The following is a 19565-nucleotide window of genomic DNA, read 5'->3' as shown; positions in this document are numbered from 1 at the left end:
CCGCGCGTCGCGACCGGCGTGCAACAAATGGGCGGAATATGTTGTTTTGTTGTAACGCAACGCCCGCCCGTAAGTCCAGCCTTATCCCCTGCGGCTTCAGCGGGCCTGGCGGGCGGCGGGAGCCTTGAGCAGGCGGCGGCGGGCCGCCTCCGTGAGAAGCCTGTAGGCGCCCGACCGGTCCCGGTAGTAGGCGCGGCCATCGCCCCCGGACGGGACGCCCTCCTCGCGCAGCGGCGCAGTCCGGAGCCGTCCCCCCGCCGTGACCGGCACCTCGTCCACCACCCGCACGATCGCTGGCCGCAGCCCGGGCTCCACCCGCAGCAGCGCCTCGGACAGGTCGACGGGCTTGAGGCCGGTGTCGGACGGGTCGCACAGGCTGACGGCGGCGGCCGCCAGCTCGGTGTCCCCCACCGGGATCCCGTAGACGGCGACGGTGTCGATGTAGGGCAGGTCGCCGAGCGCGTCCCTGATCGGCCCGGGCGGGACGATGCCCTCGGCCGTGCGGATCAGCTCGGCGTCCCGTCCCACCAGCCAGAAGTCGCCGTCCGCGTCACGGCGGAACAGGTCCCCGGTAATGGTCCAAGCGTCGTCCGGGGCGAAGACGCCGCGCACAGATCGGGTGGCGGTTCCAAGGAGAGACGGTCGGAGGCGGGCGAGGAGCATGCCGATCTCGCCGGGCTCGCACTCGATCGAGAACCCGTCGGGCCCCTGGACCAGGCGGCCGGTCTCCAGGTCGTACCGGGCGAGCCGCACCGGCGCGCTGCCCGGCATGGGACGGCCGAGCGAGCCGGGCTTCTTGCCGCTCAGGTTGACCAGGATCGTCTCGCCCTCGGTCGAGGCGTAGAACTCCAGGACCCGGGCGGGGGCGAACCGCTCCTCCACGCGCCGCCACAGGCCGCGCGGCATGCCGGAGCCGATGAACAGCCGGACGGCGTGGTGCCGCTCGCCGGGGTGCGGCGGCGCGTTCACCAGGTCGCGCAGCAGCGTCCAGGTGTAGGACGCGACGGTCACGCCGTACCGGCGCGCCTCGTCCCAGAAGGTCTCCGGGTCGTAGGCGCTGGCCAGGGCGAGGCGGGCGCCGCCCGCGACGGCGCCGCCGAGGCTCATCAGCAGCGCGGACGGGTGCTGGATCGGGGTGATGCTGAACACCGTGTCGGCCGGGGACAGCGCGGCGGACGAGGCGGTGCCGAACGCCGACAGCGCCCAGCGGCGGTTGGTGATCCGGCTGGCGCGCAGGTGCTCGCCGTCGCCGCTGAACACCACGAACGCCAGGTCGCCCGCGCGGCCGGGGTTGGGCCGGTACCAGCCGGGCGGCTCGACCCCGGCCGGGTCGATGCGCTCCATGTCCATCAGCGGGCCGGGCCCGTCGTCCCCGCGCCGCCCCCCGCCGCCGAGCAGGTACGCCTGGACGCCGTCCAGCCGGGCGGCGCGGGCGGCGTGCTCGGGGTCGGCGATGACGCGCGTGACCTGGCTCAGCCGCGCCTCCGCCGCGGGATCGCCGTCGGGGCGCAGCAGGACGGCGACGGCGCCGAGCCGGCTCAGCGCGGCGACCAGGGCGAGGGCGGTCGGCCGCGTGCCCATCAGCACGCCCACCGCCTCGCCCTGCCGGACGCCGATGTGGATCAGCCCGCGGACGACGGCGTCGATGCGGCGCTTGGCCGCATCGTGGGTGTGTGCGCGCCCCTGGTAGAGGAAGAACACCTGGTCGGGCATGCGCTCGGCCTGCTCGTCCAACAGCAGGCCCATGGACATGCGGGTATTGGAGTGGATGCGCTCCAGCCGCGCCAGGCGCGGAAGGTTCTGCGCGGCCTCACCCGCGAGCTGCCGCGTCCCGCGCACCGCCCGCGCGGCCGTGACGACGGCGGAGCGGGCGGCGCTCGTGCCGATCCCCACCGCCAGTTGCAGCCCGTATCCGGCGGGCCCGCCGGGCAGGCTCGCGGGCGGGACCTCCTCGTCCCCGCCGACGGGCGCGACGATCTCCGGCAGCTCGGCCGTGCCGTCCCGCCACCGCGTCCACCCGGCGACGGCCGGCCAGGTCCGCGCGATGGCGAGGCCGCCGACGACGAGCCCGAAGTGCCCGGCGGGCAGCGACGCCTCGTACATCTCGGCGCGGGGCGCGGCGCGCCGGATCCCGCGGACCATGGGCGGCGGCGCGATCTCGTCGACCTCGCCGACGAAGGCGAGCACCGGGCAGGAGATGTCGGCCAGCGTGACCAACCGGTCGCCGATGACGAACCCGCCGGTCAGCATCCGGTTGTGCTGGACGAACTGGCGGATGAACTCGGCCAGCGCCGGGCCGGGCCACGCGACCCAGCCCTCCTGCTCCAGGAACCGCCGCTGCCGCTCCCGCGGCGCGAGCCGCTCCCGGTCGTGCAACTGGAGGATGAAGTCGACCCGCGAGCGCACCGACTTCACCGGGCTGAGCAGTTGGAACCCCATCCGCGTCACCCAGCCGGGGACGGCGAACCCGCCGAGCAGCCGGTCGGGGATGCGCTCGACACCCTCGGCCGCGAGCCAGCCCGGCAGGCCGAACGGCAGGCCGACGCTGGTGTCGGCCGGGCTGCCGAACGTCACGACCGACGCGATGCCCTCGCTGCGCCGGTACGCCGCCGCCTGGTAGACGAACATGCCGCCCTGGGAGTACCCCGCGAGATGGACGTCCCGCCCGGTGATCCGCCGGACCCGGTCCACGGCGTCGCTGACCGCCACGACATGATCGGTGATCGTCCGCTCAAGCCCGCCCGGCTCCCGCTCGGGAGCGCCGAAGTCCACCACCCACGGATCGACGCCGAGCCGGTGCAGCACCCCGACCGCGCTGACCCGCGAGGAGATGTCGTACACCTCCGCGGTGATCATCAGCGGCGGGACGAGCAGCATCACGGGGCCGTCCGCCGAGCCCGGGAAGTAGTGCCGGAGCCGGTACACCCGCTGCTCCGTCACGACCTCGCACGGGGACGCGTCCTCATCGGTGTCGAAACCGCCGAATCGGGCGACCTCAAGTGCGTTCTGGGCGGTGGAGCCCAGGCGGGACCCCAGGCGGAAGAGCGTTGTGGCAACAGACGGCATCGTCGACCTCTCAGAGCGTCAACGACATGTTGTCCGTTATCACCACCTTTAGCAATCTACGCGGAAACGCTGTGACCAGCACCGCGCTCGGCTAGCGCGACCACGCAGAACACCAGGCCGACCGCGAGGCCGACGCACTGGAGGACCACCCCGGCGAACGCGACGACGTCCCCGGGATCACCGAGGGCGTCCCGGATGTTCGAGGTGGCGACCGCGCCCACCGAGAGGAAGGCCGCGATGAGGGTGGGCACCACGAGCGCCCACCGCGGCCGCGCGAGCAGCGCGACCGCCGCTCCGACCGCCAGGATCAGCAGCCCCGGCGGCACCACCGGATAGTCCATGCCCCCGGCGATCTGGACGGGGATGGCGGCGGCCGCCACCGCGAGCCCCGTGCCCGCCAGCCGGCGATTGGTCGACGTCGTGATGCGCATGATGTTCCTCCGACGATGAACGGGTGATCCGGGCACCATCGTCGGAGGCGGTCATGCCCGCCGTCGTCATAGCGTGGGCGACTCCCCATCTACGCCACCGGGCGTACGGTGCTTATTCAATCCCGGCCCAAGGCGCTCGCCTAGCGGCTCGCACCTTGACCGTGCTTGTGCGAGCGCGAATCGCTTCGCGATCTTCCCGGTGAGGCTCGCCTTCGGCTTCGCATCCCCGGTCAGGTAGCGCGCTCGCGCGACAGGTGAGCAAATGCGAAACCGGCCTTGGCCTCACTACGACGCGGCGCGCCGGCCGACGAAGTGCGCCACCGTCCGCCACCCGAGCAGCATCAATGCGAGGAACAAGAGCGCGACCACCACGAACGCGAACGCCGTCCCCTGCCCCGACACCACCCGCAACACCATGCCGACGGCCACGGCCGTGACCCAGATCCCGATCCCCGCGGGCACCAGCCCCTCGGGCCGCCGCCAGGCCCGGACGGCCAGCCACCCGGCACCCAGCCCAGCCAGGAACGGCCAGGCCGTCCCGGCGAACCCCGTCAGGCTCCCGGCCTCCTCGTGCGACGCCCGCCCGATGGCGACGAAGACGAGCACCCCGCACACATCCAGGCCGGCGGCCACCGCAGAACGCATCCAAGCCAGCATACGGACCCCTGCGGGCAGGGAACCCTCAGGCCGTCGGCGCCGGGCTCCCGTCCTCGCCCTGCCCCGGGGTGAAGACGATCTTGCCGAAGACCTTGCCGTCCCGCAGTGACCGGAAGCCCTCGCGGGCCCGGGTCAGCGGGAGGACCCGGTCGATGAGCGGCTTGAGGCGATGGCCGGCGCAGAAGGCCGCCAGCTCCGCCAGTTGCTCACGGGTTCCCAGGGTGGATCCGGTGATGGTCAGCTGCCTGAAGAAGACGTGCGTGAGGTCGGTGCGCGCCAGCGCGCCGGTGGTGGCGCCCGACACCACGATCGACCCGCCGCCCTTGGCGCTGCTCAGGGAGTGCGCCCAGGTGGCCTCGCCCACGGTCTCCATGACGGCGTCCACCCGTTCCGGCAGCCGCGTCCCCAGCGGGAAGCCGGCCTCCGCTCCCAGCGCGCACGCCCGGGCGAGGCGGTCATGGTCGCGGCCGGTGACCCACACGCGGTAGCCGGCCGCCGCGCCCAGGGCGATCAACGCGGTCGAGACCCCGCCCCCGGCCCCCTGCACCAGGACGGTGGCGCCGGGCCGCAGCGAGACCCGGTCGAACAGCATCCGGTAGGCGGTCAGCCAGGCGCCGGGCAGGCAGGCGGCCTCGGCGAAGGAGAGGGCGGCCGGCTTCGGCACCAGGTTGCGGCGGGGCACGGCGACCTGCTCGGCGAAGGTCCCGTCGTGGACCTCGCCGAGCACCGAGCGGCGCGGGTCGAGCGTCTCGTCGCCTCCGCCGGCCGCCGGATCGCCGATCACGGAGTGCACGATGACCTCGCGACCGTCCTCGTCCACCCCGGCCGCGTCGCAGCCGAGGACGATCGGGACGCGCTGGCCGCGAGGGCCGACACCGCGCAGGATCCAGAGGTCGTGGTGGTTGAGCGAGGCGGCCCGCACCGAGACGACGGTCCAGCCGTCCGGCGGCGAGGGCGAAGGCCAGTCGCCCAGCGCCAGGCAGCCGAGCGGATCGGCGTCGTCGGTGCTCTTGGCGGCTACCGCGAACACCGCTGCTCCCCTCCGTGATGACGGAAGCAGGCCGAGCCCCACATGAAGCCCGCGCCGATCCCCGCCAGCACCAGCAGCTCGCCGGACCGCACTCCCTTGGTCATGGTCTCGTGCAGGACCGTGAACATGCCGGCCGCGCCGGTGTTGCCGAGCCGCTGCACCGTCGTCGGCGCGTGTTCCAGAGGGGAGCCCAGATCCTTCATCGTCTCCTTGATGATGTTGAGGTTCGCCTGATGCAGCAGGAAGTACCGGATCTCGGGCATCGACACGCCCGCCCGCTCGACCGTTCGCCTGATGCTGCGCGGGAGCTCGGTCACGGCGGTGTCCCAGACCGCCTTGCCGTTCATCTGGAGGAAGTGCTCCCGGGCGGTCGCTCCCCGGGGCAGGCGCGATCCGCCCGCCGGTATCTGCACCTCATAGGACAGCTGCGATCCGATGTCCCACGACAGCAGCCCGTGGCCGGGCTCGGTACGGCCCAGCACGACGGCTCCGGCCGCGTCCCCGAAGAAGACCCTGGTCGCGCGGTCCGCCGGATGCGTCACCCGGGACGCGCAGTCGGCCCCGATCACCAGCACATGGCCGATCCCGTCGTTCTGCAGCAGGTGGGCCGCCACCAGCAGGGCGTAGACGCCGCCGGCGCAGGCCGCCTGCGTGAAGTCCAGCGGCATCGCGCGCTCGGCGCCGAGCGCGTCCTTGACCATCAGCGCGGTCGAGGGCAGCGGCTGGTCGGCGGTATAGGTGGTGACGATCAGCGCGTCCAGCTCGGCCGCCGGGACGCCGCTGCGCGCCAGCGCCTGCCGCCCGGCCGCCACGCACATGTCCGAGGTGGCGAGCGAGTCCTCCAGGAACCGGCGCTCCCTGATCCCGGTCCTGGAGACGATCCACTCGTCGGAGGTGTCGAGCGTCCGGGTGAGCTCGGCGTTGGGGACCACCCGCCGCGGCACGTACAGGCCGGTCCCCCGGAGACCGACCGGCCGTCCCAGGCTGGTCGCGCTTCGCCGGGCGGCGCGCCCTCCGGCGCGCCTGCGCCGCACGAGCGCCGCCTTGCCGGCGACCAGGGCCTCTCGGGGACCACGGCTCACCGTGTGCGCCAGCGCCACCGCTCGGGCGAGCAGCCCGGCGGACGGGACGAGCTCGGCGGCCAGCCGCAGGCTCAGCGCCTCCGCGCCGTCCACCTCGCGTCCGGTGAGCGCGAGCTCTCCGGCCACCGCGCCGCCGACCAGGTCGTGCAGCGGCCCGTGGACGACCGGTCCCAAGGCCGGCCCCGGATGCGCGAGCCGGGCTTCGGGCGTCACGATCCGCAGGTCGCACAGCAGCGCCAGCTCGAACCCGCCGGTGCGGGCCAACCCGTCGACCGCCGCGATCGTCGGCACGGGGAACCGGAGCACCTGCTCGTGGAACACGTCAAGGGACTCCCGCCACGGCCTCAGGTCTCCGGGATCGCCGATGGCGGGCCCGCCGGGGTCGACGTCCGCGCTGAAGCAGCCGCCCGCCCCGGTGACGATCAGTGCCTTGACCCCGGTATCGGCCGCGAGATCCCGCAGCGCGCCGGCGACCTCTTCGCGGAGCGCCGGCGACAGCGCGTTTCCGTTGTCCGGATCATTCAGCGTGAGAACGGCGGTGCCGCGGTCGTCCGGACCGTCGAGGAGCACGAGATTCATGGCGCGTCTCCGATCTGTCGGCGGCCCGGAGGACGGGCCGATTCCCCCGGTGTCACACAGGCGACCACCAATTGCTACGACCCAGCTCCTGGTACTCGGCGATGCGGAACAGCGATTGGCTCATCCTTCCGGCGGAACCCAGGGCCGGCACGTCCGGGTGCTCTTTCACGAGCGCCTTCATGAGGTTTCCGCACAGACCGCCGCGGCGGCGCGTGCGCAACGTTCCGCCCCAGTACAGGCCGACACTGCTTCCGTCGTGGAAGCTCGCGACGGTCGCCGTCGGTTCATCGTTCTCGTATGCCAGGAGAACGGACACGCCCGGCTCGTCCAGGAGCCGCGGCGGGTAGAGGGCGCCCGTCGGGGACGCCTCCAGGTCGGGACGTTCGAAGGCCGTGGCGATGATGCGTTCGGCGTCGGCGAGGTCAGCGGGACCGCTCGCCGGGCGGAGGTCGACGCCGGGGTCGGGGTCCTCGCGCGGGCCGGGTTCGCGGACGAAATGGACGGTCTCGTCGACCTTGCGCATCCCCGCGGCCTCGCCGTCGAACCGGCCGAACGGATCCTCCAGCACCCAGGCGACGTCCCTGCCGAAGAAGTCATTGAGGATCGCCGTGAGTTCCGCCGTCGATCGGGCCGGGTCCGCCACGATGGCGCGCCGGTGCGCCGGACCGCCGGAGTCGATCGCCGAGACCCCGTCGTCGAGGGTGCGGCATCCGAACACGCGCCCGAACGCCTCGTGGAGCGCCCGGGTGTTGCCCACGATCAGCGACGCGCTCATCCGGGACGCTCCAGAAGGAGGTTCCAGTGGTGGGAGCCGCGTCCGCCCTGCGTGGAGTCGACCGCCGTCAGGATGCGCCAATCCGCGTGCAGCCGCGCGATATCACGGTGGTCGCAGTACAGATGCGGATGCACCTTGTCATCCTCGGCATCGGGCTGAACGTAGGCATTGGGCGCCATTTCGACACCCTTGCTGAATTCCGTGTTGCGTTTGGACAGCATCGTCGCCTGGTACAGGCCGCCGCGACGGAGTACGCGGCGTATCTCGGAGAGGGCGGACCGCAGGTCGTCCTCTGTGCCGTGGTAGACGACGTTCCAGGCGAGGACATAGTCGAAGCCGGCCGATTCGAAAGGCAGGTCACGGAAATCGGCCGTACGGAGTCTCATTTCGAGCCCCTTGGCCGCGGCCAGTTCGCGAGCGTGCGCCAAGCCGGTCTCGCTGCGGTCCACTCCGTGCGCCTCGAAGCCCGCCTGGGCGAGCACCTGGGTGTGCCGGCCGATTCCGCAGCCGATATCGAGTGCGCGCCGCCCGCCCTGGGCGCGGACACGGTAGACCACCTGCGTCACCCAGGGTTCGGGGTCGCCCCACGCGAGGCGGGCTTTCTGGTTCCGCCATTGGGCGTCCCAGTGGACGTACGCTCCCTCGAACGCCTCACCGCTCCTCATGGCGTCCCCATGCCGTGAACCGCTCTCGGCATTCCCGCGCGTCCATGTCCGGGCGGGGCGGAGCGGGCGCCGGGACCGAGGTCGCGGCGCAGATCATCGACGCCCCGCCGCCCGGCCGCCGCGACGCCTGGTCGAGCCGCGCGCGCAACCGCGGTACCGATGTCACGACGTCGGCCGCCCGGTACCCGAGCCCGAGGGCGGTGTGGACGACCTGCTCGGGAGCGCCGATGGCCATCGGCTGTCCTCCTGAGCTCTCATAGACCCCGTTGAACGCCACGACGTGGACCAGGCCCGCCTCGATGGCCGGCGCGCACGCCGCCCCGCCGAGGCCCATGAGGAAGTTCCCGTCCCCCTCCAGGACCAGGGCCGGCCGGCCCGTGGCCCGGCAGTACCCGTGCGCCACCGATGACGCCAGGCCCATCCCGCCGAACAGGTAGAAGGCGTTCGGCCCGTCGGCCGAGCGCGCGGTCTCCCGGATGAGGTAGCCGTTGCCGACGAACAACGCCATGTCGTACCTGGCGGCCGCGGCGCCGACGGCCTGGACGAGTTCGGACCGCTGGAGGGTTACGGCGGGGGTACCAGGATGACCGCCGACTCCGCGGATGTCCGTGTGCGGTGAAGCCATTGGGCGAGCCCCCGGGGGGTCGTGTCGGAGGTGATCGAGCGGTGGCCGAGACCGGAGGCGTCGAGGAGGGCGGTGGCGCGCTCCCCGACGGCCGTGTGGTGGGGCAGGGTGTCCCCGGCCGTGCCGGACATGCCCATGACGGTGCTGACGGGAATGCCCGAGGCGCGGGCCAGCGACAAGAAGGCGTCGAGGCTGTTGCCGAGGCCCGCGTTCTTCATGAAGACGATCGCGTCCTCGCCGCCGAGGTGGGCCCCGGCCGCCGCCGCCACCGCCAGGTCTTCGCGGGGCAGATGATGGACGGGCATCCGCGTCTCCAGCCTGTGCAGGAAGGGAGCCAGTACCGAGTCGGGCACGCCGTAGGCCCGCCGGAAGCCGATCTCCGCGAGCGCGTCGGCGAGGTCGGGCTGGGGACCGGGCCGCGCGGCCGGACCGGTCATCGCGCCAGCCGCGGCACGAAGCGGCGGGTGTTGGCCTCCAGCGCGGCGGGCGGCACCAGGTCGCCGAAGCGGCCGAGCCAGTCCGCCGCGGCGACGGTGTCCCAGTGCGGGTAGTCGGAGCCGAAAAGGACGTTCCCGCCGCCGATCACCTCGCAGGCCCAGCGCGCGTGCCGTTCCTCCGGGTCCGGGACGATCGCGACGTGCTCCGCGAACAGCCCGCTCGGCCTTTCGCCCCCGCCGGAGAGCCGCCGGACGTGGCTGTCCAGGCGCTCCAGGAGGCTCGGGACCCAGGACGTCCCCGACTCCAGCATCACCACGCGCAGGCCGTCCGGAAGCCCGTCGCCGCGCGTGAGCAGGTCCGTCAAGGCGATCATGTGCTCGCCCATGTGCCCGAACGCGTGCGTGAAGGTGTAGTCCTCGTACGCGTCGGCCAGCGGCGACCACTGGTAGCACCCCGTCCCGCCGTGGACGAACAGCGCGAGCCGTTCCCTGGCCAGCGCCTGCAGGACGGGCGTGAACTCCTTGCCGCTGAGCCGATCGGCGGACGTGCGTGCGGTGGGACGCACCACCGCCCCGACGACCAGGTCGTCGGCGGCGAAGCGCTCCACCGCCTGGAGGCTCCACTCCGGGTCCTCGGCCGACAGCAGCACCGCCCATCTCAGGTCGAGCGGGGAACCGGCGCAGGCGCGCCGCGCGAGCAGGTTGTAGGCCATCAGAAGGTCGCGGCGCAGCGTGCCGTCGACGACCGCCTGCACCGACAGCCCCACGAAACCGGGCTGCAGGACGGCCGCGCGGATGCCGTGCCTGGCCATGAACTCCCGGCGGTCGTCGGTGGCCCCGGGGCCTATCAGGTGCCCGAGCCCGCGCGGGTTCCCCTGCCCTTTGCCCCTGGGTTTGGGAAAGAGCCGGTCGCCGATGCGCAACCGGGGCCGGCCCTCATGGTCGACGACCTCGGGCAGGACGGGAAGAGACAGCTCCGCCGAGATCCCGTGCCACAGGTCGATGGTGTCGTCGGTGAAGTGGGTGTCGCAATCGGGAAGCCCGCCGGCGGCTTCGGCCCGGTCCGCTCCACTGGTCGTCATGAGCACAGCCCCTTCTCGGGCCCCAGGCCGGGGCCCGTACCGAGCACGTTGATCCGCCGCAGGCCGGCCGGGGACGCGGCGCCGACCAGCCGCATCGTGTGGCCGAGGTCGGAGACCATGTCCTCCAGCCTCGCCGCCACCTGTTCCTCCCCGCCCGCGGCGAGCGCCAGCAGCAGCGGGCGGCCGACGAGCACGGCCCGGGCGCCAAGGGCCAGTGCGAGCGCCACGTGCGTTCCGGTGCGGACTCCCGAGTCGAAATAGACCGGAATGACGTCGCCGACCGCGCGGTGCACGGCGGGAAGCGCTTCGATGCTGCTCACGCAGCGGTCCAGCTGGCGGCCGCCGTGGTTCGAGACGATGACGCCCGCCGCGCCCAGCTCGTGTGCCCGCCGCGCGTCGTCGGGGTGCAGGATTCCCTTCACCAGGACGGGAAGCCCGGTGGACGCGATGACCCTCCCGACGTCGTCCCATGTGGATTCCGGATAGGGGAAGACGCTGTCCAGCACGTCGCGCGGATCGCCGCCGCGCTCCCGGTGCAGCCTCTTGAAGGCGGCGCTGTGGACGATGGCCGGAGGCTCCACGGAGAAGCGGTCGAATCCGTTGGCCCGGTCGCGATCACGCCGTCCGACCACCGGTACGTCGACCGTGCAGACGACGGCGCGGAAACCGCCTTCTTCGGCCTGCTCGACCAGGTGACGCGTGAGTTCCCAATCGCGCAGCACGTACACCTGGCGCCATCGCAGGCCGGGGCCGGCACCGGCCGCGACCTCCGCCGGCCCGGCGGAGGAGAAGGCCGACAGGCAGTGCCCCAGCCCCAGCGAGGCCGCGGCTCTCGCGGTCTCGACCTCGGCCCCCCGGTGGTAGAGCCCCTGCAGGCCCATGGGCGACACCAGCAGCGGCGCCGCCAGCTCTCCCCCGGTGACCCGTACGCTGAGGTCGGGCTCGCCGGGGGCCCGCAGGACCCTGGGAACGAACACCAGCCGGTCGATGGCCGCCGTGTTGCGCCCGACCGTCGACTCGTCGCCGGCACCGCCCAGGCAGTAGTCCACGGCCGCCGCCCCGGCGGTCTCCCGGGCGGCGCGGATGAGGTCTTCGAGTCCGGCGCCTTTCACGATATGAACTGTCCCCACGGCATCGACAATGCGCGGTCGGTTTCCACGCCAGCCAGGCTAATAATCCGCCCAAGTTTCGTCCACACCATTTAGGCGCAGCACTTCCGGAACCAAGGTCTACGCGGCCCTTCCACTTTCGTATAATCTTCGCTTCGCCCGGTCCGCTGCGTTCTTGACTTTCCCCGTTCGCCGAGCTTTTCATGGCAGGCATGTCGTCAATGAAAATCGTCCCGGCGCCCAGGCCATGACGGATTCCGCCGCCGATCCGCGATGGTGGGACGACCGGGTCTTCTGCATGATCGGCCCCGACTGCCTGAGACGGCTGGCGCTGCGTGCGGTGCTCGACGCGTTGCGGGAGGCGGACCTCGTCCCGGCCGGCTGGTGGTGCACGGAGGTGGCCCAGCCCCGCATCGACGCCGTCAGCCAGGCCCAGAACGCCGGGCCGGGTCAGGTCTACCGCTACCGCGCCATGGACGCGCTGTTCGGCCTGGGCCCGGTGCTCCTGCTGGTGCTGCGGGACCGCGCGGGGCGTGGCACGGACGAGCTCTACCGGACCGCGGCACGGGTCAAGGGCGACGCGGATCCCCGGCGCGCCGAGCCGGGCACCATCCGCCACGACATCGGGTCCGTCAACGTGGTGATGAGCCTGCTGCACCTGTCCGACTCCCCGCGGCACTCGGCGGCCGAGGCGGCTCTGCTGGGCGACGGCGTGGAGCCGCACGACTACCTTCCCGCCGAGGAACTGGGCACGTTCGTCACCACGCTGGAAGCGACGCAGGACGCGGAGCACCGGCTCTTCTCCGACGTCCTCAAGGGCCTGCGCGGGCGCCTGGTGGCCCGGCTGTGGAGCGACCTCAGCCCGGAGGGGCGCCGGCTCGCCGCCAAGCTCACCGCAGACGGCGGCCTCGCCGACGCCGAGGCCGGGCGCCTGCTGGCGCGGGAGGCGGCCGGTGTTCGGCACGGCCGGCTCCCGGAGATCCTCGGGCTGCCGTTCGACTCCAGCGAGCCCCCTCCCGACATGCAGCGCGTCGCCGGGCTGCTGCGGCTCCATCGGCTCGGGCTCGACTCGTGGGAGACCGCCGTCCTGACCACCTCCAGCTACTTCTCCCCGATGAGGTGAGCGTTCACCATGGGCTCTGCGGACCACTACTGGGACGTGGTCAGCGTCCTCGGCAGGCTGTCCCCACGCGACGAGGATCTCCAGCGAGCCGCGGCGGAGATGGAGCGGCTGGATCCGCGGGCGCTGTACACCGAGATCGTCAGGTCCCGCGTCTACACGATCGCGCTGCGCAACCTGGGCGGTCTCGCCGGCCGTGACGACGTCGCGGTCGTCCACGCCGCGCTGAAGGACCTCGACGGCAAGGAGACGGCCCGGCGCGCACAGGCGCTCCCCGAGACCCGCGCCGTCCTGAGGCGGGTGCGGGACCTCGACGCGCGGGTCATCAAGGGCCTCTCGCTGCGCGAGCACTACGCCGATCCGGAACTGCGGCACATCGGCGACCTCGACCTGCACGTGCCCGACTGGGAGAGCGCCCGCCAGATCACCCGCGTCCTGCGGGAAAGAGGATGGCGGTGGGACACCCACGAATTCCCCTGGATCAAGTGGACCGACGGCGGATCGCTCTACGGGCAGCTCACGATGGTGCTTCCGGACAACGAGGATCCGCACAGCCGCGTCGACCTCCACATCGGACCGTTCTCCGTCGGGCATTCGACGCTCATGCCGCTGGTGGGATGGCGGCCGCGGGACGTGCTGGGCGTACCGTCCGTCGTGCCATGCGCGGAATCGGAGATCGCGCTGATCGGAGCCCACGCGGTCAACGACGGTCTGCTGTCGATGAAGGACGTGAACGACGCGCATGTCCTGCTGTCCCGCCACGCGGGGGTCGACTGGGGGGCGGTGGAGGAGCTGTGCCGGGGCGCCGGAGCGCTGAAGGCCATGGGCGAGATCCTGTCGGCCGCGGCGCGCGTCTATCCCGGGACCACCGTTCCCGCGTGGGCCGGCGATGCCCGGCGATCAGGCGACACCTACCTGTCGACCGGTGAGGAGCCGCCGGGCGTCCGAGCCGACCGGGTGCGGCGCCTGGCCCTCGACGACGAGCGTGCGCGGGGCCGGGACGCCTCCCTGGCGGAGCGCGTCGCCGAAGAGGCGTACGCCTACTTCACCGCGGACCTGACACCCCGGCTGGACGCCCCCGTCCCGGCCGCGCCGGACGGTCCGCACCGCAGGAGAGACCTGTGCTGGCGGCTTCTCCCGAAGGAGACCTGGCAGGGGCTGGCGGACAGGGCGGCACCGCACGCCGGCGCGCCGGGCCCGACGTCGGATCAGGAACTGGCCTCGGGCATGCGGCTCGTCCGCTCCGGGAAGGGGACCGTCGTCGCGCTGGACGGCGAGGTGTTCGTGCCGACGGTCTGGGGCGCGGTGGAGCCGGAGAGCACGGTCCTCGCACGCGCCTTGACCGGTGAACGCATCCGGCGGTGACGCATGGGCACGTACACCGTGCGGGTCGCCGAGGGCATCGACGACCGCGAGGCCTGGGACGATGTCGTGCGCGCCTCGGGCAGCCCGCTGTTCTACCGTTCGGGCGTGCTGCGGTCCTACCAGCGCCATCCATTGCTCGATACGGACACCGTCCACTGCCTCACCGCCCGTGACCGGCGGAGCGGTTCCTTAGAGGCGGTGCTGCCCGCCTTCCAGGTACCGGCGCTCGACCCGCTCGACGTCCTCGGGACGATGCTGCCGTCCTTCCGCCCCGGCGGGCGCCCCCTGCTGCTGTCACACGTGTGGCACTGGTACGACACGCACCTCCCGGCGCGCAGGCTGACGCCCGAGTTGCTGGACGCGGTCTGCCGGGAACTGGAGGATCTGGCCCGGCGGTGCGGCGCGCAAGCGTACGGTTTCATCAACGTCGCCGGCGACGGTCGGCTGGCCGAGCTCCTGCCCATGACGAGACTGACCGCGGCGACCATCGACGCGCGATACGTCATCGACCTTCGCGGCCTCACGTCCGTGGACGGCTACCTGGCGTCCCTCGGGCGGCAGGCGAGGCAGGATCTGCGCCGCCAGCTCCGGCGCGCCGCCGACGCCGGCGCCGAGATCATCGTCGACCCCGCCCCGGACAGAACCGCCCTGGAGCGAGTGGCCGCGCTGTGCCAGACGGCGGCGGCCAAGCACGGCAATCCCGGATGGTACGACCCTGACCGGCTGACGGGGTTCGTCGGCGGGCTGGAACCGCACACACGGCTGGTGTCACTCCGAATCGACGGCACCTGCGTCGCCGCGTCGATCTCGTTCGCGGACGGGATCCGCTTCCACAACTGGGCCGCGGGCGCGGTACCGCTGGACCAGCTTCCGTTCAGCCCCTACACCGTGCTGCTGTACGCGACGTTGCGCACCGCCATCCAGGAAGGCTGCGGCGTCCTGGAAGGAGGACGCCGCAACGACCGGTGGAAGACGCGGATGGGCATGAGCAGACGCGCGCTGACCGGCTGGCTCGGCACGCCTTAGGGCACGCTGGAAGCGGCGGACGTCACCGCAGCGCGCAGTGCAGACCGTGCCGGTAGGCGTACAGCCCGGCGCGCAGCCGGTCGGGCTGGCCGATCTTCGCGAGAACCTGGGAGAGGTGCTTCTTCACGGTCGCCTCGGTGATGCACATGTCCTTGGCTATCTCGGCGTTGCTCATCCCATGGGCCAGAGCCGACAGCACCGAGTACTCGCGCCTTGTCAGCCCCACCGAGTCCGGCGGCGGCTCGGTCACGGACTCGGGCGGCGGCCCGTCCAGGCCGGGCAGGAAGGCGTACCCGCCGCCCGCGACCATGAACACGCCGCTGACGAGCTGGTGCTCGTCGGCGCCGTAGGGGAGGTAGCCGTGCGCGCCCGCCGCCCGCACCTGGGTGACCTCGCTCAGGGTCCGCACGTCCCGCAGCAGCAGGATGCGGAAGTTCGCCACGCCCCGGCACCGGTCCAGCCACCGGATCAGCGCCAGGTCCTGGACGTGGTCGACCTCCCCGACGAGCACCACGTCCACCCGCAGGCTCAGCAGCCGGTCCAGGACGGCGGGCTGCGAGCCGGTGAACTCGTGCACGTCGATGTTGTGGTGCGCGGTCAGGATCTGCCTCAGCCCCGTCCTCACGGCCTGCCGGTCTTCGATTAACGCCACGCTCACGCCCATGGTGAGGACTCCCCCGTTCGATCTCGACGTCCCGGATCGCTGTCGTCGCCGTGCAGGCTCAACCGATCTCATAGCGGCAGGGGAGGAGCAGCGGCCCGTCCACGGGCAGCCCGAGCCGTCCAGCCAGCCCGGCCAGCGCCCCCCAGGACTCCCATCCCAGCGACATCGCGGCACCGGCGTCGTCGCTCGACCGGGCGGGGCGGAGCCGCCGCAGGGCGCCGGTCCGGGGGTAGAGCCTGACGGGGGCCTTCCCGCCCAGCCCGGCCTTCCGCCTGGCCAGGGCGACCGCCGCTTCGAGATCGCCGAGCTCGTCGACCAGCCCGTTGTCCCTGGCGTCCGCCCCGGTCCACACCCGTCCCTTGGCGAGCCCGTGCATGCGGTCGGGCGGCATGTCACGCCCCTCGGCCGCCTTGGCCACGAACGCGGCGTAGACGCGATCCAGCCAGGCGCTCAGCAGATCCCACTCGTCCTCGGTGAACGGCGCCGCCTTGGAGAACATCCGGGCCCTGCGGCCGGCGCCGACGCCGTCACGGCCGATGCCGAGGCGGGCGAGCATGTCGGTGAGCACCGGCTTGCCGCCGAAGACGCCGATGGAACCGGTGAGGCAGCACGGCTGCGTGACGATCGCGTCCGCGCCCATCAGCACGTAGTAGCCGCCGGACGCGGCGACGTCGGCGCTGTGTCCCACCACCGTCTTCCCGCGGTCTTTGGCGCGTTCCGTTTCCCGCCAGATCGCATCGGACGCCGCGTAGGAGCCGCCAGGGCTCTCCACGTCCAGGACGATCGCCCGGACCTTGTCGTCATCGATCGCGGCGCGCAGGGCCCCGGTCACGGCGTCGGACCCGACCACCGGGCCGACGCCGCCGCGACCGAGCCGGATCGTGCCGTGCACCGGGACGAGAGCGACCGCGTCTTCGCCGCGTCCGGGGATCCGCGGTCTGAGAGACGGCGTCTTGGCGTATCGGGTGACATAGAGGAGGCGGGCCTCCCGCCCGTGGCGCTCGCGCGTCCGCGCGTAGACCTCGTCGCGGTAGCGGATGTCGTCGATCAGCCGCGCCTCCAGCGCCTCCTGCGCGGAGAGGGGAGCCCGGTCGGCCAGCGACCGGACCTCGTCCACGCCGAGCCCGCGGCCGGCGGCGATGCCCTCGATGATCTGTTCCGACAGGGACGCCACCAGCCGTTCGTCGGCCTCGCGGTGCGCCTCGGTGAACCCCGGCTCGGTCAGCATGTTGCCCGCGGTCTTGTACTCGTGCCGCTGGTCCACCTGTGGCCGCACGCCCGCCTTGCGCAGCGCGTCGTGCAGGAACCAGGACTCCACGCTGACCCCGGTGATGCCGAGGTCGCCGGAGGGCTGAAGGCAGATCTGCTCGAACGCGGTGGCGAGATAGTACGGGACCAGGCCGGGCCGGAACTCGCCGAAGGACTCCGCCCAGGCGACCGTGTGCTTTCCCGCGGCGCGCAGCCGGGCGACGGCGGCGCGTATCTCCTGCGCCGTACCGATTTTGAGCCGATTCCCGCTGAATCTGGCGATGAGCGCGACGACACGCTCGTCCCGCGCCGCCCGATCCAGCCCCCGCACGATATCTGTCAGATGAGGCGACCGCCCGCCGACAATGGCTGAGACGGGACCGGTCGCACCGACCCGGACCCCGTGGGACAGATCGAGTTCCAAAATCACCCGTTGTCCACGATTCTTGACGTTCCGCACAAGGCCGCCGAGGCGTCGATCAAGATCAGCCATACTTATTTACCATAAACAGATCGTTCCAAAAGTCAATATTCTCTCAGACGTAAGTTTATGTTGATGTCAAGATCAATAGGGGCAAGAAATGCTGACCGCGAGTCTTTGTCGCGCCACACTGAGTGCCGACGCCACCGCCACCTGGCCATCATCTCTGCGATGAGATACCGTCGATGATATGAGTGAGTCGCCGGAGGATGACGATCTCCCCATCCTTCCCGGTTTCCGGGAGATGGCGCAGCGCCACCGCCGCCACATGGAGCAGCGGCGGCGGCAGATGATCGCCGACCTTGTGGCCCTCCGGAAATCGGACGGCCTATCGCAGACCGAGGTGGCCGCCCGAATGGGCACCTCGCAGTCGGCTGTGGCACGACTGGAGTCGGGCCATGGGGATGTGCGCGCCTCGACGCTGGAGCGCTACGCGGCGGCCATTGACCGCTCTATCACCTGGAGGGTGAACCCATGAACAGTGCCCCGTTCCCCGGAAGCCCGGAACCGTGGCGTCGCGAACCATTTCGGCCGGGATTCAATCCGCCCGGCCCCCCACCGGATCCGCCGCGCCGGGAATCCCTTTCCCCGCCGCGCGTGCTGGCCTACGAGATGAACCGCCTGATCGAGATGCGCCTCGTCATCGCGCACGGTCATCTCGACGGCGAGCGCGCGGCCGAGCTGTGCTCCCAGCTCATGACCCTGGACGCGCTGGGCGTCGGCGAGCCCATCACCCTGCACCTGAGGCTGGCGAGCGCCGACCTCGAGGCGGCGTTCGCCGTCGTGGACACGATGGACGTCCTCTCCTGCCCCACGCACGCGCTGGTGGTGGGGCAACTGGGAGGCGCCGCTCTGGCCGTGCTCGCCGCCGCCCGGGAACGGCAGATCACCCCGAACGCCATGATCCGCCTCATCGAGCCGCGTGAGCAGTCCGGCGGCACGGCGGCGGAGATGGCATTGTTCGAGGAGGAGCACCGTCGCCTGGTCGGCGCCCTCTACGACCGGCTGGCGCTGGTCACCGGACGATCGGTGGAGGAGATCCGCGACGACGCGCATCGGGGCCGCATCTTCGGCGCCGACCAGGCCGTCGCCTACGGGTTCGTGCACGACGTCGCCGGCTCCCCGCCGCCCGGTCTGGGCTGACCGCCCGCAGCGGCCCGGCCCCGCGGCCGGCCCAGGTCACGCGGCCGGCCCGAGGGCACGGTCTCCTGAGGCACCCCGCGTACCGCGACCACCGATCCCGGTTTCGGAAGGAGGCCCCGTGGAGGGCAGGCGAGGGAGTACGGGACCATCGGCGATGTCATCACCGGCCGGGACTCCGGCCGGCCGCGCCACCGTCGTGCTGGTGCACGGCGGATTCCTCGGCCCGTGGGTCTGGGAAGGCGTCGAGGCCCGCCTGGCCGCCGCGGGAGTGCCCAGCGTCGGCGTCGCCCTGCCCAGCGTCGGCCGGCCCCCCGGCCTCGGCGACCTCACCGCCGACGTCGCCGCGGTCCGCGCGGCGCTGGAACGGCTGGAGGCGCCCGTCGTGCTCTGCGGTCACTCCTACGCGGGCATGGTCATCACCGAGGCCGCGGCCGGCCCGGCGTCCCCCGTCACCCGCCTGGTCTATCTGACCTCGGCCATCCCGGACGTCGGCGACACCGTCGCCTCCCTGCCCACGTCGCCCGCCCCGTGCGTCGTGGCCGGAACGGGCCCGGACATCTCGCGGTTGCGCATCGACGCGGTGTCCGTGACCGACGGGGTCATGACCATGAGCCGGCAGGGCGCCCTGGTCGGCCTCTTCCACGACTGCGCGCCCGCCCGGGCGGAGCGCGCCATCGAGCGCCTGCGCCCGATGAACGCCTCGACCGGCGGCACACCGGTGAAGGTCGCGGCATGGCGCGAGATCCCGGCCGTCCACGTACGCGCCCAAGACGACCGTCTCCCCGAGACCATCGCCCGGGAGTTCGTCCCCGAGACCGTCCTTGAGGTCCCCGGTGGCCACTGTCCCCAGTGGAGCCACCCGGACCCGGTCGCCGACCTCCTCATCGCCCAGGCGGCCATCGCCTCCTGACCGCCTCCTGACCGGGCCGCGCTAGACGGCGCCCTGCCCTGGGCCGCCGATCCCGAGAGCGGCCCAGGGC

The 19565-nt window shown here is 72.3% G+C and carries 19 protein-coding genes; 6 read left to right on the top strand and 13 right to left on the bottom strand.

What is annotated here, in order from left to right; genetic code table 11:
• Positions 1-96 precede the first annotated feature (96 nt).
• The 11 genes from E1298_RS19170 to E1298_RS19120 form a co-directional block, all read right to left on the bottom strand.
• Positions 97-3066 (bottom strand): AMP-binding protein, encoded by a 2970-nt coding sequence (locus E1298_RS19170; protein ID WP_131895117.1) that lies wholly within the window; start codon positions 3064-3066, stop codon positions 97-99.
• Between the two features lie 56 nt (positions 3067-3122).
• Positions 3123-3497: a hypothetical protein gene (locus E1298_RS19165; protein ID WP_131895115.1), complete on the bottom strand. Its 375-nt coding sequence runs from the start codon at positions 3495-3497 to the stop codon at positions 3123-3125.
• A gap of 285 nt (positions 3498-3782) precedes the next feature.
• Positions 3783-4142, bottom strand: coding sequence for a DUF3054 domain-containing protein (locus tag E1298_RS19160; RefSeq protein ID WP_131895113.1), 360 nt, complete (start codon positions 4140-4142; stop codon positions 3783-3785).
• A 37-nt stretch (positions 4143-4179) separates the two neighbouring features.
• Positions 4180-5184 carry a zinc-binding dehydrogenase gene (locus tag E1298_RS19155; protein WP_131895111.1) on the bottom strand — a complete coding sequence of 335 codons (1005 nt, stop codon included), beginning with the start codon at positions 5182-5184 and terminating at the stop codon, positions 4180-4182.
• Entirely contained in the window at positions 5172-6845 is a 1674-nt protein-coding gene (locus E1298_RS19150; RefSeq protein WP_131895109.1) for a beta-ketoacyl-ACP synthase 3, read from the bottom strand. Before E1298_RS19150 ends, E1298_RS19155 begins: the two co-directional genes overlap by 13 nt.
• Before the next feature lie 52 nt (positions 6846-6897).
• Positions 6898-7620 carry a hypothetical protein gene (locus tag E1298_RS19145; RefSeq protein ID WP_131895107.1) on the bottom strand — a complete coding sequence of 241 codons (723 nt, stop codon included), beginning with the start codon at positions 7618-7620 and terminating at the stop codon, positions 6898-6900.
• A complete protein-coding gene (locus E1298_RS19140) occupies positions 7617-8285 on the bottom strand; it encodes a class I SAM-dependent methyltransferase (RefSeq protein ID WP_131895105.1) in 669 nt (222 codons plus the stop codon). Before E1298_RS19140 ends, E1298_RS19145 begins: the two co-directional genes overlap by 4 nt.
• Positions 8272-8910 (bottom strand): thiamine pyrophosphate-dependent enzyme, encoded by a 639-nt coding sequence (locus E1298_RS19135; protein WP_131895103.1) that lies wholly within the window; start codon positions 8908-8910, stop codon positions 8272-8274. The genes E1298_RS19140 and E1298_RS19135 overlap by 14 nt, the downstream gene beginning before the upstream one ends.
• Positions 8850-9347 (bottom strand): thiamine pyrophosphate-binding protein, encoded by a 498-nt coding sequence (locus E1298_RS19130; RefSeq protein WP_131895101.1) that lies wholly within the window; start codon positions 9345-9347, stop codon positions 8850-8852. Before E1298_RS19130 ends, E1298_RS19135 begins: the two co-directional genes overlap by 61 nt.
• Positions 9344-10429, bottom strand: a complete 1086-nt coding sequence (locus tag E1298_RS19125; RefSeq protein WP_131895099.1) for an amidohydrolase family protein — start codon at positions 10427-10429, stop codon at positions 9344-9346. Before E1298_RS19125 ends, E1298_RS19130 begins: the two co-directional genes overlap by 4 nt.
• Positions 10426-11541, bottom strand: coding sequence for an alpha-hydroxy acid oxidase (locus E1298_RS19120; RefSeq protein WP_165975546.1), 1116 nt, complete (start codon positions 11539-11541; stop codon positions 10426-10428). Before E1298_RS19120 ends, E1298_RS19125 begins: the two co-directional genes overlap by 4 nt.
• A gap of 244 nt (positions 11542-11785) precedes the next feature.
• Here E1298_RS19120 and E1298_RS19115 point away from each other — a divergent pair, with 244 nt between their 5' ends.
• Genes E1298_RS19115 through E1298_RS19105 form a run of 3 tightly spaced genes read left to right on the top strand, consistent with a single transcriptional unit; the run spans position 11786 to position 15049 of the window.
• Complete coding sequence (locus E1298_RS19115; RefSeq protein ID WP_131895095.1) at positions 11786-12661, top strand: nucleoside-diphosphate kinase; 876 nt, start codon at positions 11786-11788, stop codon at positions 12659-12661.
• A 9-nt stretch (positions 12662-12670) separates the two neighbouring features.
• Positions 12671-14023, top strand: coding sequence for a nucleotidyltransferase family protein (locus E1298_RS19110; RefSeq protein ID WP_131895093.1), 1353 nt, complete (start codon positions 12671-12673; stop codon positions 14021-14023).
• Between the two features lie 3 nt (positions 14024-14026).
• A complete protein-coding gene (locus E1298_RS19105) occupies positions 14027-15049 on the top strand; it encodes a GNAT family N-acetyltransferase (protein WP_131895091.1) in 1023 nt (340 codons plus the stop codon).
• Positions 15050-15071: 22 nt separating this feature from the next.
• Here E1298_RS19105 and E1298_RS19100 read toward each other — a convergent pair whose 3' ends face one another.
• Both E1298_RS19100 and E1298_RS19095 read right to left on the bottom strand, forming a co-directional pair.
• On the bottom strand, positions 15072-15713 hold the full coding sequence (locus E1298_RS19100) for a response regulator transcription factor (protein ID WP_131895089.1): 642 nt from the start codon (positions 15711-15713) through the stop codon (positions 15072-15074).
• Between the two features lie 58 nt (positions 15714-15771).
• Positions 15772-17292, bottom strand: a complete 1521-nt coding sequence (locus E1298_RS19095) for a S49 family peptidase (protein WP_243725662.1) — start codon at positions 17290-17292, stop codon at positions 15772-15774.
• A gap of 340 nt (positions 17293-17632) precedes the next feature.
• On the opposite strand from E1298_RS19095, the gene E1298_RS19090 reads away from it, so the two are divergent.
• The 3 genes from E1298_RS19090 to E1298_RS19080 all read left to right on the top strand — a co-directional run bounded on the left by E1298_RS19090 (position 17633) and on the right by E1298_RS19080 (position 19495).
• The gene (locus E1298_RS19090; protein WP_207944728.1) at positions 17633-17920 is read left to right on the top strand and encodes a helix-turn-helix domain-containing protein; all 288 of its coding nucleotides are present in this window, start codon (positions 17633-17635) and stop codon (positions 17918-17920) included.
• Positions 17921-18039: 119 nt separating this feature from the next.
• Complete coding sequence (locus tag E1298_RS19085) at positions 18040-18585, top strand: ATP-dependent Clp protease proteolytic subunit (RefSeq protein ID WP_165975545.1); 546 nt, start codon at positions 18040-18042, stop codon at positions 18583-18585.
• A gap of 154 nt (positions 18586-18739) precedes the next feature.
• Positions 18740-19495: an alpha/beta fold hydrolase gene (locus tag E1298_RS19080; protein ID WP_131895083.1), complete on the top strand. Its 756-nt coding sequence runs from the start codon at positions 18740-18742 to the stop codon at positions 19493-19495.
• Positions 19496-19565: the final 70 nt, after the last annotated feature.

Source organism: Actinomadura rubrisoli, assembly GCF_004349215.1.
GTDB lineage: Bacteria > Actinomycetota > Actinomycetes > Streptosporangiales > Streptosporangiaceae > Spirillospora > Spirillospora rubrisoli.
Note: the sequence above shows the minus strand (reverse complement) of the source record. Positions and strands in the feature narration are given on the sequence as shown.

What these genes read in the sequence shown, in the direction of transcription:
- E1298_RS19125 (WP_131895099.1), bottom strand. Translation starts at nt 10,429, where the DNA reads ATGACGACCAGTGGAGCGGACCGGGCCGAAGCCGCCGGCGGGCTTCCC.
- E1298_RS19090 (WP_207944728.1), top strand. Translation starts at nt 17,633, where the DNA reads ATGAGTGAGTCGCCGGAGGATGACGATCTCCCCATCCTTCCCGGTTTC.
- E1298_RS19135 (WP_131895103.1), bottom strand. Translation starts at nt 8,910, where the DNA reads ATGGCTTCACCGCACACGGACATCCGCGGAGTCGGCGGTCATCCTGGT.
- E1298_RS19140 (WP_131895105.1), bottom strand. Translation starts at nt 8,285, where the DNA reads ATGAGGAGCGGTGAGGCGTTCGAGGGAGCGTACGTCCACTGGGACGCC.
- E1298_RS19115 (WP_131895095.1), top strand. Translation starts at nt 11,786, where the DNA reads ATGACGGATTCCGCCGCCGATCCGCGATGGTGGGACGACCGGGTCTTC.
- E1298_RS19130 (WP_131895101.1), bottom strand. Translation starts at nt 9,347, where the DNA reads ATGACCGGTCCGGCCGCGCGGCCCGGTCCCCAGCCCGACCTCGCCGAC.
- E1298_RS19170 (WP_131895117.1), bottom strand. Translation starts at nt 3,066, where the DNA reads ATGCCGTCTGTTGCCACAACGCTCTTCCGCCTGGGGTCCCGCCTGGGC.
- E1298_RS19110 (WP_131895093.1), top strand. Translation starts at nt 12,671, where the DNA reads ATGGGCTCTGCGGACCACTACTGGGACGTGGTCAGCGTCCTCGGCAGG.
- E1298_RS19105 (WP_131895091.1), top strand. Translation starts at nt 14,027, where the DNA reads ATGGGCACGTACACCGTGCGGGTCGCCGAGGGCATCGACGACCGCGAG.
- E1298_RS19145 (WP_131895107.1), bottom strand. Translation starts at nt 7,620, where the DNA reads ATGAGCGCGTCGCTGATCGTGGGCAACACCCGGGCGCTCCACGAGGCG.
- E1298_RS19100 (WP_131895089.1), bottom strand. Translation starts at nt 15,713, where the DNA reads ATGGGCGTGAGCGTGGCGTTAATCGAAGACCGGCAGGCCGTGAGGACG.
- E1298_RS19160 (WP_131895113.1), bottom strand. Translation starts at nt 4,142, where the DNA reads ATGCGTTCTGCGGTGGCCGCCGGCCTGGATGTGTGCGGGGTGCTCGTC.
- E1298_RS19150 (WP_131895109.1), bottom strand. Translation starts at nt 6,845, where the DNA reads ATGAATCTCGTGCTCCTCGACGGTCCGGACGACCGCGGCACCGCCGTT.
- E1298_RS19080 (WP_131895083.1), top strand. Translation starts at nt 18,740, where the DNA reads ATGTCATCACCGGCCGGGACTCCGGCCGGCCGCGCCACCGTCGTGCTG.
- E1298_RS19165 (WP_131895115.1), bottom strand. Translation starts at nt 3,497, where the DNA reads ATGCGCATCACGACGTCGACCAATCGCCGGCTGGCGGGCACGGGGCTC.